At 71.3% G+C, this 13,707-nt stretch carries 11 protein-coding genes; 4 read left to right on the top strand and 7 right to left on the bottom strand.

The window, feature by feature from the left end; all coding sequences use genetic code 11:
* Positions 1-34 precede the first annotated feature (34 nt).
* A complete protein-coding gene (gene pyk, locus LX15_RS29500; RefSeq protein WP_253674136.1) occupies positions 35-1,459 on the bottom strand; it encodes a pyruvate kinase in 1,425 nt (474 codons plus the stop codon).
* Positions 1,460-1,531: 72 nt separating this feature from the next.
* Here pyk and LX15_RS29495 point away from each other — a divergent pair, with 72 nt between their 5' ends.
* Entirely contained in the window at positions 1,532-1,912 is a 381-nt protein-coding gene (locus LX15_RS29495) for a VanZ family protein (protein ID WP_253674135.1), read from the top strand.
* Positions 1,913-2,180: 268 nt separating this feature from the next.
* Here LX15_RS29495 and LX15_RS29490 read toward each other — a convergent pair whose 3' ends face one another.
* Complete coding sequence (locus LX15_RS29490; RefSeq protein WP_253674134.1) at positions 2,181-3,656, bottom strand: aminotransferase class I/II-fold pyridoxal phosphate-dependent enzyme; 1,476 nt, start codon at positions 3,654-3,656, stop codon at positions 2,181-2,183.
* A gap of 53 nt (positions 3,657-3,709) precedes the next feature.
* Entirely contained in the window at positions 3,710-4,354 is a 645-nt protein-coding gene (locus tag LX15_RS29485; protein ID WP_253674133.1) for a DUF2461 domain-containing protein, read from the bottom strand.
* Between the two features lie 626 nt (positions 4,355-4,980).
* Here LX15_RS29485 and LX15_RS29480 point away from each other — a divergent pair.
* Positions 4,981-5,499, top strand: coding sequence for a DUF6228 family protein (locus tag LX15_RS29480; RefSeq protein ID WP_253674132.1), 519 nt, complete (start codon positions 4,981-4,983; stop codon positions 5,497-5,499).
* Positions 5,500-5,509: 10 nt separating this feature from the next.
* Here LX15_RS29480 and LX15_RS29475 read toward each other — a convergent pair whose 3' ends face one another.
* Positions 5,510-6,493 carry a DUF3048 domain-containing protein gene (locus tag LX15_RS29475; RefSeq protein ID WP_253674131.1) on the bottom strand — a complete coding sequence of 328 codons (984 nt, stop codon included), beginning with the start codon at positions 6,491-6,493 and terminating at the stop codon, positions 5,510-5,512.
* A 472-nt stretch (positions 6,494-6,965) separates the two neighbouring features.
* Between LX15_RS29475 and LX15_RS29470 the strand changes: the two genes are divergently transcribed.
* Together LX15_RS29470 and LX15_RS29465 are read left to right on the top strand one after the other, a co-directional pair.
* Complete coding sequence (locus tag LX15_RS29470; RefSeq protein WP_253674130.1) at positions 6,966-8,432, top strand: purine-cytosine permease family protein; 1,467 nt, start codon at positions 6,966-6,968, stop codon at positions 8,430-8,432.
* A 29-nt stretch (positions 8,433-8,461) separates the two neighbouring features.
* Positions 8,462-10,444, top strand: coding sequence for a carbamoyltransferase family protein (locus LX15_RS29465; RefSeq protein WP_253674124.1), 1,983 nt, complete (start codon positions 8,462-8,464; stop codon positions 10,442-10,444).
* Between the two features lie 539 nt (positions 10,445-10,983).
* Here LX15_RS29465 and LX15_RS29460 read toward each other — a convergent pair.
* The 3 genes from LX15_RS29460 to LX15_RS29450 all read right to left on the bottom strand — a co-directional run.
* Positions 10,984-11,754, bottom strand: coding sequence for an ESX secretion-associated protein EspG (locus tag LX15_RS29460; RefSeq protein ID WP_253674122.1), 771 nt, complete (start codon positions 11,752-11,754; stop codon positions 10,984-10,986).
* Between the two features lie 45 nt (positions 11,755-11,799).
* A complete protein-coding gene (locus tag LX15_RS29455) occupies positions 11,800-13,203 on the bottom strand; it encodes a PPE domain-containing protein (protein ID WP_253674120.1) in 1,404 nt (467 codons plus the stop codon).
* Between the two features lie 53 nt (positions 13,204-13,256).
* A partial coding sequence (locus tag LX15_RS29450; RefSeq protein ID WP_253674118.1) for a DUF3558 domain-containing protein occupies positions 13,257-13,707 on the bottom strand: 451 nt, incomplete at its 5' end.

Below are 13,707 nucleotides of genomic sequence, written 5' to 3'. Positions count from 1 at the left end.
AGGGGGTGGCGGGCGCGCGCGGCCGGTCGGGCCGTCACGCGTGGTCCTCCTCGCCCAGGCGGTGGACGCGGATCAGGTTCGTCGAGCCGACGGTCCCCGGCGGGGAGCCGGCCACGATCACCACCAGATCGCCCGGCTGGTACCGGCCGATCGACAGCATCGCCTGGTCCACCTGGCGGATCATCTGGTCGGTCGAGTCGACCTTAGGCACCAGGAAGGTCTCCGTCCCCCAGGTGAGAGCAAGCTGACTCCGCACCGCCTCCTCGGGGGTGAAGGCCAGCAGCGGCAGCGGGGTGTGCAGGCGGGCCAGCCGCCGCACGGTGTCCCCGGACTGGGTGAAGGCGACCAGGGCCTTGGCGTTGAGCCGCTCGCCGATGTCGCGGGCCGCGTAGGAGATCACGCCCCGCTTGGTGCGCGGCACGTGGCTGAGCGCGGGAGCGGCGGTCGACTCCGACTCCACGGCCTCGATGATGCGGGCCATGGTCTCGACCGTGTGGATGGGGTAGCGGCCGACGCTGGTCTCGCCGGAGAGCATCAGCGCGTCGGCGCCGTCGAGCACGGCGTTGGCCACGTCGGAGGCCTCGGCCCTGGTCGGCCGGGAGTTGCCGATCATCGAGTCGAGCATCTGGGTGGCCACGATCACCGGCTTGGCGTTCTCGCGGGCGATCTGGATCGCCCGCTTCTGCACCAGCGGCACGGCCTCCAGCGGCAGCTCGACGCCGAGGTCGCCCCTGGCGACCATGACGCCGTCGAAGGCCAGCACGATGGCCTCGAGGTTGTCGACCGCCTCGGGCTTCTCCAGCTTGGCGATCACCGGGAGGCGGCCGGCCCCGACCCGGTCCATCACCTGGTGAACCAGGTCGATGTCGGCGGGCGAGCGGACGAAGGACAGCGCGATGAAGTCCACCTCGAGCCCGAGCGCGAACTCGAGGTCCTCGATGTCCTTCTCGCTGAGGGCGGGCACCGAGACGTCCATCCCGGGCAGGGACAGGCCCTTGTTGTCGCTGACGGGGCCGCCCTCGACGACCTCGGCCACGACGTCGTTGCCCTCGACGGCGCGGACGACCAGGCCGACCTTGCCGTCGTCGACGAGCATCCTGTCGCCCGGCCTGGCGTCGTTGGCCAGGCCCTTGTAGGTGGTGGAGACCCGGTCGTGGGTGCCGGGCACGTCGTCGACGGTGATGCGGACGACGTCGCCGGTGCGCCACTCGACGGGGCCGCCCGCGAACCGGCCGAGTCGGATCTTGGGTCCCTGGAGGTCGGCGAGGATGGCCACGGGCCGGCCGGACTCGGCGGCGGCCTCCCGCACCATCTGGTACACCCGCTCGTGGTCGGCGTGGCTGCCATGGCTGAAGTTCAGCCGCGCCACGTCCATGCCGGCGCGGACGAGCTCGCGGACCTTCTCCGGGGAGGCCGTTGCGGGCCCGAGGGTACAAACGATCTTGGCACGGCGTGTCACATTCACGCAGCCTAGCGCCGACGGCTTGACCGATCAGGCCACCCGGCGAACGCACTGCCAGGATCTTCGGTCGTGAGCCTGCGCCAACTCCCGTTCGTGGCCGCCGTGTCGCTGAGTGTACCGATCTTGTTCACCCCGGAGTCGGGCGTGCCGTCCGCGCCGCCGGGAACCGACAAGGTCGTGCACTTCGTCCTGTTCGCCGCGATGGCCCTGACCGGCCTGTACGCCCGGTTGCCCCGCCTGCCGCTGGTGGTGGCGCTGGCGGCCTACGCGCCCGTGTCGGAGGTCCTCCAGGTCCTGCTGCCCCTCGGCCGGTCGTTCGGCGTGGACGACATCGCGGCCGACCTCGCCGGCCTCGCCGCCGCCGTGTTCGCGGGGTGGCTCCTCGCCAGGAGGTCGACCGACCGAACCAGCCGAACGAGTGACGGGGACGGGTCGCGCCGGCCGGGCTGAGCGACGCGGGCGCGGTGCTGAGCGCGTCCCGTCGTGATCTTCCGCGGCGACGGGAGCGCGATCGTGTGCGCCGGCGCAGTCCGAGGAAACGCGCGTCGAAGGCGCTCGCGCGATTCCGCAGGTCTCCGCTCGTGTGCGTTCCCGGAGCCCGAGAGGACGGGCGTCGTCTGCGCTACCGAACGAGACCGGCTGGCGCACCCCGCCGTCCCCGGTCACGACGCGAGCCCGCCCGTTGACGACGTCGTCAGCGACGTCGTCAACGACCTCGTCAACGACGTCGTTGACGGGCGACGACGCGGATCGTGTGCAGCTCCGGGTCGGCCGAGTCCGGGATGTACATCCCCGCGTCGAGCCCGCTCCGCAGGTAGTCCACGACAGGGCGGGTGATCACCTCGCCCGGCACCAGGGCCGGCACGCCCGGCGGGTACGGGCTGACCACCTCGGCGCAGACGCGGCCGACGGCCTCCCGGGCCGGGACGTCCTCCGTCGGGCCGAAGAAGGCGTCCCGGGGGAGCACCGCCTGCTCCAGCTCCAGTTCTCCCGGCTCGGGCAGGTCGACCGGCTTGGCCGGCGGGACCTCGTCCGCGTGGTCAGCCAGTGCTCGCAGCGCCGTCACCAGCCGACCGGTGGTGTCGTCGTCATCCGCGATCGTGAGCTGCGCGCTGACCCTGCGATGATCGGAGAGCCCGACGTCGACCCGGTGGTGTTCGCGCATCCACTCGTTGGCCTGGTAGCCGGCGATCCCCAGCTCGGCCAGGTCGATGACGATCTTCAACGGGTCGTGGTCGTCGGCCAGCTCCGGCCCCACCAGGTCGGCCCGGGACATGACGCGCAGCCCGGGGATCCTGTCGATCTCGGCCCGCACCTCGGCGGCGCGGCGCAGGGCGACGTCGAGCAGCTCGTGCCCGTGCTCGACCATCTGCCGGCGCCACCCGTCGAGCGCGGCGAAGACCAGCACCGAGGGGCTGGTGGTCCCCAACAGGTCGGCCCGCGCCTGCAACACCTTCGGGTCCACCCGGTTCCCCTGGACGTGGTACACCGAGCCCTGCTCCAGCCCGCAGCCCATCTTGTGCACGCTGGTCACGCACAGGTCCGCGCCGGCGTCCATCGCCCAGGACGGCAAATCAGGGTGGAACGGCAGGTGCGCGCCCCACGCCTCGTCCACGATCAGCGGCCGGTCGTGCTCGTGGCAGGTCTCGGCGGTCTCCCTGATCGCCGCGCAGCCGCCGTAGTCGGTCGGCGTGATGAGCAGCATGCCCCTGGCCTCGGGCTCGCGACCGAACGCGGCGCGCACCGCGTCCGGCCCCGGCGGGTGGGCGAGGTGGTGCCGGGCGTCCCAGCGCGGGTGCACCCACACGGGCTCCACCCCGCTGATGATCAGCCCGGACACGACCGACTTGTGCGCGTTGCGGGAGACCAGCAGCTTCTCCCCCGGCCCGGCGACGGCGAGCATCGCGCTCTTGACCGACAGCGAGCTGCCGCAGGTCGAGAAGTGCGCCTCGTCGGCGTCCACGGCGTCGGCCATCAGCTCCTCGGCGCGTGCCAGCAGACCCTGGTTCATCCGCCGGTCGTCGAGGCCGTTCATCAGGATCGTGTCCGAGGCGAACACGTCGCGGCCGAGGACCGCCAACACGCGGGGATCGACGCCGCGCCCCTGCTTGTGCCCCGGCGGCAGGAACGGGTGGTGCCCCAGCCGGTGGTACGCCTCCAACGCCTCCAGCACCGGTGCTCGCGAATGGTCCATGGAGCCCGAATGCCCTTCGGCCGAGCGGGGCAAACAGGCGGCCCGCCAGGGCCTCAGCCGACCGTCGTCCCCACGTGGTCGGCCACCCAGTCGTTCAGCGGGCGCACCGCGCGCCACGCCTTCCGCACCCGGTCCACGCACTCGGGCGAGTGCAGCACGTCGTCCGGCGGCCAGTCCCGCTCCGCGTAGAGCGTGCGGTGCCGGAGCAGGTCGATCCTCGGGTGGTCGGCGGGCACGCCCCTGGGCCGGCTCCGGAGCTGGTTGCCCCCGCGCCGCCACCCGGCCCGCTCCAGCCGGGCGAGCCGGCGCCGCAGGTCCTCGCCGCGCCGCTCGTCGGCCACCGCCTCCCGGAACCGGGACACCAGCGCGGCGTCGTCCACGTAGAAGCCACCCGCGACGAGCATGCCGTCCGCGCTCACCTCCACGTACAACATGCCCTGCCCCGCGCCCGCACCCACGATCGCCCCGCAGTGCGTCTTGTACGGCGACTTGTCCCTGGCGAAACGGACGTCCCGGTACGGCCGGAACACCTTCCCCGGCCCGAACTCGTCGGCCAGGTCGGCCAACAACGCCTCCATCGGCTCGCGCACGTGTTCCTGGTACACCACGCGGTTGTCGGTCCAGTACGCCTTGGAGTTGTCGGCCGTGAGCCCCTCGTAGAAGTCGACCAGCCGTTCCCCGAACCCATCGAACGCCACACCGTCAGCCTAGGTGGCCAGACCGGCTGGACGCCGGCGAAGGGGACGACCGCGCGGCCCTGAACGGAGCTACCACTTCGCGGGGCCACATCGACCGGCGGCGTCATGGAATCGGGCGGAATCCCGCTGTCTCATCGAGGATGAAAGGCCGTCCAGGTCGGCACGCGGACCAGCCCTGGGCGAGGGCGGTACGGATGTTTGTCGGCGACCTCCGCCGGCCGGACCGCGACCGGGGGCCGGTTAGCTGTTCGGTGGCAGATGCCTGGTCATCACCACCAGAACCCCTCCCGTCGAATCGGCCCGCTCAACGGCGCAACCGAAGGGACCCCACGGGTTCGCCTGGCTGGACAAGGGTTTTCTCCGCACGGACCAGCGGTAGGCGATGCCGTCGACAACGACGTGTCGCGTTCCCTTCCGGGGAAGTGCCATGCCGTGCCGGTGTCCTCACGTCGCCGAACCTGGTCGCGGAAACCGACAAGGGGCAGGTGCGCGCTGTCCCCTCCATCTGTCTGTCGCCGTCATTCATCCCGAACCAGAGTTCACGTCACGGCAGCCCGCGATATTCGCGTGTCGGACACCGCTCGACGCTGGGATGCTCCGACCAGGAGCGGCGTCAGGAGGAGAGCATGGACGATCAGTGCCAGTACGACCCGGACCTCCACGGGAAGCGGAGCGTCGTTCTCCACGGGTATCAGGGAACCTATGTCCGCTTCTACAACCGCCGTCGACCTGACCACCACATCATCTACTGCTGTGTCGAGGTGGGCGGCCCGGGAATGCGTGGGGAACTCCATGACTACGTGGAGCACCCGAACTCGGACCTGCACCTCGCGGCCTTCCTGGACGAGCTGGGGCGGGACTTCGGGACGTGGACGGGAGTCCGTTCCTGGCACTCCCCGAACTACGACCTGTTCGTGGACGCGAAGGCCACGACGGAGGCTCACGTCGAGCTGACCTGGACGATTCGCCCCTGGCGTCACTCGATCTTCGGATACTGGTCGGTCTCGGTCACGACGGACGACGTCGAGAGCGCCGAGCGAATGCGGACTCTCGCCGCCGACATGGATGACTTCCTCGGACCGGACGAGGAACCATGGCCAGAGGATGACGGGCCCCACGAGTATCTCCGGAGGGGCACGAGGTGAGGACGGGCGGTCAGTCCGGCGCGAGGACGATCCACACCGGCCCGGGCGCGAACAGGGCCGGTTCACCGGACGGCAGCGTGAAGGACGTCCCCGCGGACTCCTCGTGGCGTGACCACCGCGCCTCGTAGGCCCGACCGTCCCTGAGGACGACCGCGTCCCCCTCCCCCACGGTCTCCACGATCGGCGACGGGTACCCGGCGACGTCGCTGATCGACGACCGGCGCACCCGCACCCGCTGCACGACGGCCGTGGCCGCCTCCGCGCGTCGGTCGTCGGCCAGGGTGAGCGGAGTGCCGTCCAACGACACCCCCCACCGGCCCGCCGCGGAGTCCCAGTCGAAGCCGACGCGCGCGCCGAGGTAGCTGACGGTGCGCCGGGACGTCGGCTCGCCGCCCCGGGGCGCGGCCCCGAACCGGAACCCGACGTCTCGTGGCCGGCTGGCGTCGGCCTCCTCGGCGGCCGACAGCAGCTCGTCAGGCCGGGCGTAGAGGTTGTACGGCGCGACGCGCGCGGAGTCGCGGAAGAACGCCCTGCCCGTCCTGGCCTCGGTCAGCAGGACCAGCGACGCCTCGCGCAGGGCGGGGTCGAGTTCGGGCGCGGAGCCGGAGAAGGCCAGCGCGGGCCGGCCGAACTGGGCCAGCAGGGCGATGTCGGACTCGCGGGCGCTGCGCACCGGGCCGACCACCTCGGGCCGGCGGGCGGCGAACACCGCCACCAGCCGGACCTCGCCGCCCTCGACCGGCTCCACGTACACCAGGTCGGCGGCGTCCAGACCGGTCGGCGGTCGCGCCGACGGCACGACGTCCACCTTCACCGCGAGGACCGGCCGGTCGAGTTCGGCCTGCTCGCCGGTGAACGGCGAGCTCCCCGTCGCCGGCTGCCGGGGGCGCTCGCGCGGGCCGCCCTCGTTCGTGCAGGCCGGGGACGAGGCCAGCAGCAATCCCGCCGCGAGGACCAGCGCCCCCGCGATCCGCGCCAGGCCGTGTCCGCCCATCAGGTCGACGCTACCGCCGCGCGGCCGTGCGGCGGCGCTCCCCGCGCCACGCGTTCGGGTGTTGCACGGCGGAGGGGAGCACCTGCCCGGGGATGCCCCGACCGGCGGTAGTCGCCACGCGATCACCTTCCGTAACGTCAGTCGTCACGGACAGCAGACGAAACAGCCGGTCACCTGGGCTGCGGTGGCGTGCGGACCTGCACCGGAACGGCGGTGTGTCGATATGGGACGGACGCCAGGAGGGGTACGGCGCGACAAGGGCGGGCAAGGGCGACGAGGGCGGGCAAGGGCGACGGGCGAGGACGAGCGGTCGCGATGACGAGTGAGTTCGATGCGTCCACCGCCCCAGCGGGTGACGGGCGGCTGACAGGCAGAGGCGGGCGGCGCGGTCGGGCGTGGTCGACCAGAGGGCCGCGTCGGCCGCACCGCCACGGCCGCGACGAGCACCAGCGCCGCACGTGAGGAGTCGGCGATGAGCGTCGAGCACCCCTGGCCCTCGCCGGGGAGACGACCCACCGCCCGCTCGGCGCTGTCCGCCGCCGCACACGCGGTGGAACGACGTTCCGTCGACTGGGTGCCCCACGAGGAGCGGCACGGGCGGGTGTCCGACCTGGGCTCCATGTGGTTCGCCAGCAACGTCAACCTGACGGCGATGGCGACCGGCGTCACCGCGCTCTCGGTGGGCGCGCCGCTGGCATGGACCATGGTGGCCAGCACGCTCGGCTCGCTGTTCGGCACGTTCTTCATGGCGGTGCACTCCGCGCAGGGACCCCACCTCGGCCTGCCCCAGCTCGTGCAGTCCCGCCCGCAGTTCGGCTACCTCGGCGCCTCACTCACCGTCTGGGTGTTCGCCCTCGTCAACTACCTCGCCTACAACACCTCCGACGCGATCCTGGCCGGCTCGGCGGTGCACGGCGTGTTCGGCGTGCCCACGACCGTCGGCTACCTGGCCTCGGCCGTCGTCGCCTCCGTCGTCGCCTTCTTCGGGCACGACTGGATCCACCGCGTCAACCGGTGGCTCACCTGGCCGATGATCGCGCTGCTGGTCGTGCTCAGCGTCGCGGCCGCGACCAACGAGGCGGTGCCCCCGCTCACCCTGGCCGGGTTCGAGCCGGCGCCGGTCATGACCGTCTTCGTGATCACCGCGGGTTTCCAGCTCGGGTGGGCGCCCTACGTGTCCGACTACTCGCGCTACCTCGCGTCCGACGTGCCCGCCCGCAGCGCCTTCTGGTGGACCTACCTGCCCAGCGCCCTGTCCGCCGTGTGGGTCTTCGTGCTCGGTGCGGCCATGGCGGCGGCCAGTCCTGGCGCGGAGCCGGTCACCGCGTTCGCCGCGGCCGCCGACACCCTGGCCGACGGCTTCGGACGGGTCGCCATCGCCGCGCTGCTGCTCGGCCTGCTCTCGGTCATGTCGGTCAACCAGTACGGCGGCGCCCTCACGATGATCGCGATCAGGGACTCGTTCCGCCCGGTGCGCCCGACCCGCCGGGCGCGCGCCCTGGCCGTCGGGGCGATGTTCGCCGTCGTCTGGCTGGTCTCGCACACCGTGGGCGCGGAGCGGTTCACCGCCTTCTACGGCAACATCCTCATCTTCCTCGCCTACCTGTTCACGCCGTGGACGGCGGTCAACCTCGTCGACTACTTCCTGGTGCGCCGCGGCTGCTACGTCATCTCCGCGATCTTCGATCCGGACGGGGTGTACGGGAGGTGGGGCTGGCGGGGCAACGCCGCCTACCTGCTGGGCCTGGCCGCGATGGTCCCGTTCATGGTCACCACCCCGTACACCGGGCCGGCGGCGGCGCTGCTCGGGGGCGTCGACTGCTCCGTCCTCGTCGGCCTCCCGATCTCCGGCGGGGCCTACTGGGTCCTCACCCGCTCCCTCGACCTGGAGCGGGAACGCCGGCTGGCCCGAGACGAAGGAGTCCTCGACCCCCGTTGACGCGCTCGGCGGGGAGGAAGTGGGTGTCCATGCTGGTCCTGGGAATCAACTGCTGCCTGTCGCCCGCCGACGCCGACTTCATGGCACGGTGGTGGCCGCTGCACTACCACGACGCGGCCGCGGCGCTCGTGCGTGACGGCGAGGTGGTGGCGGCCGTCGAGCAGGAGCGGCTGAACCGGGTCAAGCACACGACGGCGTTCGCCGGCGACGCGATCCAGACGTGTCTGGACGTCGCCGGCGTGACGTTGGCCGACGTGGACCAGATCGCGTTCTTCTTCGGGGAGCGGTACACGGACCGCGAGCTGTACCGGGTGTACGCGCGGAACCCGCGCCTGCCGGTGCGGTCGAGCCGGGAGTTACTGGCCGATCGGGTCCGGGAGCGGTTCGACGTGGACCTCCCGCACGACGCGGTTCGGTTCGTCGCGCACCACACCGCCCACGCGTACACCACCTATCCCCAGTCCGGCTACGACGACGCACTGGTCGCGGTGCTCGACGGCGCCGGCGAGGAGACCGCCATCACCGTCCACAGCGCGCATGGCGACGGCATGGAGTTGTTGACCAGCCACGAGATCAGCCGATCCCTGGGCTACCTCTACCTCGCGGGAACGGAGTTGCTCGGCTACCGGCTGGGCGACGAGTACAAGGTCATGGGACTCGCCCCGCACGGCGACCCCGCCACCTACCGCGCGGTGTTCTCCGGGCTCCACGAACTCCTGCCCGACGGGGACTTCCGGCTCGACCACGAGAACCTGCACTCCGCGTTCGCCCGCGCGGGTTTCCCACCCCGACGGAAGGGGGACGCCTTCACCCAGGCGCACAAGGACTTCGCGGCCGGACTCCAGGAGACCCTGGAGACCGTCGCCTGGCACGTCATCAGCCACTGGCAGCGCGTCACCGGTCACCGCCGACTGGCGCTCGCCGGAGGCGTCGGACAGAACTGCACCCTCAACGGGAAGTTGTTGCGGAGCGCCAGGTTCGACGACGTCTTCGTGCACCCGGCCGCGCACGACGCCGGCGCGGCGCTGGGTGCCGCGCTGAAGGTCCACGTGGACCTCGGCGGCGCCGTCCCCCGCCGCCGCGTGCGGCAGGTCTTCTGGGGACGCGGCCTGCCGCCCACCACCGAGGTGGTGGACCTGCTGAACCGGTGGGAGCGCTTCGTCCGCTTCACCCGCTCCGCCGACCCCGCCGCCGACACGGCGGCGCTGCTGGCCGAGGACCGCGTGGTGGGCTGGGTGCAGGGCCGGTCGGAGTTCGGCCCGCGCGCGCTGGGGAACCGCAGCATCCTGGCCGATCCCCGGCCGGAACGGAACCGCGACCGCGTCAACCAGATGATCAAGCAGCGGGAGGGCTACCGGCCGTTCGCTCCCTCGGTTCGCGCCGAGGACCTGCGCACGTACTTCGAGTTCCCCGACACCATGCCGACACCCGACTTCATGGTGTTCACCGTCCCGGTGCGCGCGGACCGCCGCGCGGAGTTGGGGGCGGTCACCCACGTCGACGGAACGGCACGCGTCCATGCCGTGGATCGAGAGGTGAACCCGCTCTACTGGCGGCTGCTGACCGAGTTCGGCGAACGCACCGGCGTGCCGGTCGTCCTCAACACCTCGTTCAACAACCACGCGGAGCCGATCGTCGACTCCGTCGAGGACGCGCTGCGCTGCTACCTCACCACCCGACTGGACCACTTGGTCGTCGACGACCTGATCATCACGAAACGTCCGTGGTCCCACACGGACCTGTGCGAACTCGCACCCGCCCTGGCACCGACCGCCACGCTGGTCCGCGAGGACCGCCCCGACGGCACGACATCACGCACGATCACCTTCACGTACCTGAACGGCCGCTCCGCCACGCTCGACCCGGCGGTGTACGAAGTGCTCCGCCGCGCCGACGGCGTCGCGTCTCTGCGCGCCCTCGGCGTCGGCGACGACGAGACGGGACACCGCGTAGCAAGGGCGATCCACGAGCTGTGGAGCGAGCGCTACGTGGACCTGACCCCACCCAAGTAGTCCACTGTAGACAGACTTCTCGCGGACGGCATGCCGCATCTCCAAGGTCTGCGGTGCGCCGACCCCGTCGTGCGGCTTCTACTGGAGATCCCGTCTCGGCACGTCTGCTGGTGGTGTAGGGCGCTGTCTTCGCTCACACGTATGTCACCGCGTCGTGGGCCGAGTCCAGCCGACGGATCAGGCGTTCGCCTGACTCGAACCCACCCCCACCGTGGACGCTTCGCGCTGAGGGAACCGGCCCACATCCTTCAGGAGGGGGGCCGGCCTCCTCCCTCACCGCGTGAAGTCGTGCCCAGCCCTGTGGGAGCCAGGTCGTCTGCTCGCGCCCTCGTCGCCGACACGAACCAGTCGTCGCGGATCGAGGCGGGGGCGGGCTGCCGCCAGGAGCCCCTTCGACCCGCGCCATAGCCCAGAGGGGGCGGTGCGTCCGAGGTCCCGAAGCCGGCCACTCCGCTAGCCACCAAGCCAACGAAGAAGGGCCATGCTCGTCGCGCCGGGCGTCGAGTGTCCACTGAGGACACCGTGCCGCCCGGCGCACCTCACCTGCCGAGTTCCGCGCGCAGTTCGGACAGCCGGGTCACCAGCAGACGGCGATCAACCGGAGCCGCCACGAGCCAGTCCGGCCCCGGATTCCCGGGTCGACGCTGGACCAGCCAGCGACCGTCCACCGTGTCCAGCACGGTCAGTGGCCTGTCGACCCGGCGTCGTTGCCCGTAGCTGTCCCTCACCGCCGCGTACAGTTGGGCCACTCCCCTGCGCTCCGCCGACATCACCTGGCGAAACCGCGTCACCTCCGGCCCGCCACCGCCTCCCGCCGCGTGATGCAGGAAGGAGCCGGACTCGCCGTCATCGCGCGGACCGGAGACCGCGTCCACGGGAACGCTCAGCGCGTGCCCGCGCGCCGGCGCGACCTCGGGCAACGCCGAGACCACGACCTCGGCCAGCGCGTCGACCCGAACCGGGTGGAGTTCCAACGTGTCGTTGGCGAACACCGCCAACACGGCGGAGGGACCGGCCGCCGCCGCCAGCAACGACCAGTGCCCTCCTTCCCCGTTCACCCAACCGAACAGTTCCACGGCGGGGCGGCGCACCAGGTGCAGCGCCTCCACAAGGTCCTCGTCGGCCCGGCCGTGCCGAGCGAGCCCGACCTGTTCCAACTCCGCCCAGGCCGTCCGCTCCAACTCGGCCCGTTCCTCGTACGTCGCACCCGGTGAGGGGCAGCTCAACGGATTGGGCTTGTCGCCCAACCGCTCGTCCTGCCACAGCACGTCGAAGGCCAGCGCGGACAACGCCACGCTCGCACGCAGCATGATGTCTTCTTCTCCCGGTGATGTCGTCTCGGTTCCTCGGTGGCGCTACTGCTGGGGCCGCTCACCGATCACCGGGGGCGCGACCAGCCGGTCGGTGCCGAACACGTCCTCCATCTCCACCAGGTAGTCCGGCCGCTGGCGCTCCTTGTCCTCCCCGCCGGCGCCCTTCCCGGCCCCGGCGCCACCGGCACCCGCCGGGCCAGCCGCACCCGGGCGGCCGCCCGCCGCCTGGCCAGCGCCCTCCGGCCCGAAGCCCCGTATCCCGCCAGGACCACCGACACCGGCCTGCCCGCCCGCGCCCAGCGAACCACCACCGTGCGGACCAAAACCACCGGCACCGGGACCGAAACCGCCGGCACCGGGACCGAAACCGCCGGCACCGGGACCGAAACCACCGCGGCCCAGCCCGCCGCCGACAGGGCCGAAGCCACGGCCTCCGCCACCCATACCCGGACCACCACCGGGGCCAGGGCGACCACCAACCGGGGGCCGCATCCCCGGTCCTCCACCAGGCGGCCGCATCCCCGGTGGGCGCATTCCGGGCGGCTGCATCCCGGGCGGGCGCATCGCCGGCGGAGGAATCGGCCCGGGAGGCGTCGGCGGGTTCGGGTTGGGCGGAGGAGGAATCGGCGGCAGCGGCTTCCGCTCCGGCGGCCGCACCTCGCGCCCCTCCTGCGCCCACGACGGGTCAGTGACGGTCGACCCGCCATTCGAACCATCCCCGGGACCGGAGCCCGGCCGGAAACCCGGCGGGGGCGGCGGTGGAGGTGGCGGAGGCGTCACGGGCCGCTGGTTCTGCCCGAAGTTCGTGGTCCGTTGGACGCCGGTGCCGCCGACCACGACGTTCCCGCGCTCGACGTTGTGCTCCCGATAGCCGGGTTCGACCTGTCTCGTCTCCGTCGGAGAGACGTCCGCGTTGACCGTCGGAGGCGGGGTGAACGTCGGCAGGGTGCTCACGTGGGAGTCCGTCGAGCTGCCGTACTGCTGGAAGACGCGCTGGTTGTGCGCGTCGTCCGCGTTCTTGCGCGCGACCTTCTTGTCGTAGTCGGTTTCCCACGGCGCGAGGTCGTTGAGCAGGGGCTTGTCGGCCTCGCTGACCCGCTCCGGCTGCTTCACGCCGTTCTTCGCGTCGAAGTACGACTGGCCCTGCTCGTTGATCGTCTTCGCGACGCCCTCGGAGACCCGCGTCGCCTCGTCCGCCCACGCGGCCAACGGCGACACCTGCGACGCCATCGCGTCCGCCGCCGCGCCCTCCCAGCTCGACCTGGACTTCGACAGCGCGCCTTCCACCATCTTCCCGACGGCGTAGTAGCGCTTTCCCAGCTCGCGCCACCCGTCGGCGGTCTGGTTCGTGGTCTGGTTCGGCCCCTTGCCATCCCGGAACCACGTGTAGATCTGCTCGCCGTCAATCCCCTCGGGCCGTGGAGTCCCCGCCACTACCCGTGCCATGCACAACCCCCTCGAGTCTTCCAACCCCTCGGAACCAGCCCCGGCTCACACGGTCACTTCGCGGCCTTCAGGTTCTGGATCATCATATCCGCGATCTTCTCGTTCACCCGACACGAGGTCGAGTAGTCAGGGTTACCTTTCCGGACGTGAACAATAATGAGGAGCGCCGTTGAATCAGACACACCTATCCTTGAGCCACAGTTGCCCATCCCCTCCGCTTTCTCGCTCTCATTCGCGTGCACCCCGGGATAACCAGCAACCCGGAACTCCTTAAACTGGCCGAAGTTGGACCTGCGCCTGTACGTGCCTTCCAAACCCTCCCCAGTCTTGACATTAATAGTCAGCGAGATACTGGTGTCTCGAACGGGGTCGAGCGCAGGCCAGGCGCACTCCGGCCCCAGGATGCCGTCTTTCGACTCGGGAGGCTCTGCCCTCGTCAAACTCGCGACCTGCTCAGGCTTCAACAACTCGCACGGCTTCGTCTCAAACGGCTTGAGATCCAGC

It is taken from the genome of Streptoalloteichus tenebrarius (genome assembly GCF_024171885.1).
GTDB lineage: Bacteria > Actinomycetota > Actinomycetes > Mycobacteriales > Pseudonocardiaceae > Streptoalloteichus > Streptoalloteichus tenebrarius.
The sequence above is the reverse complement of the archived record's forward strand: the minus strand, read 5'-3'. Positions and strand labels throughout refer to the sequence as shown.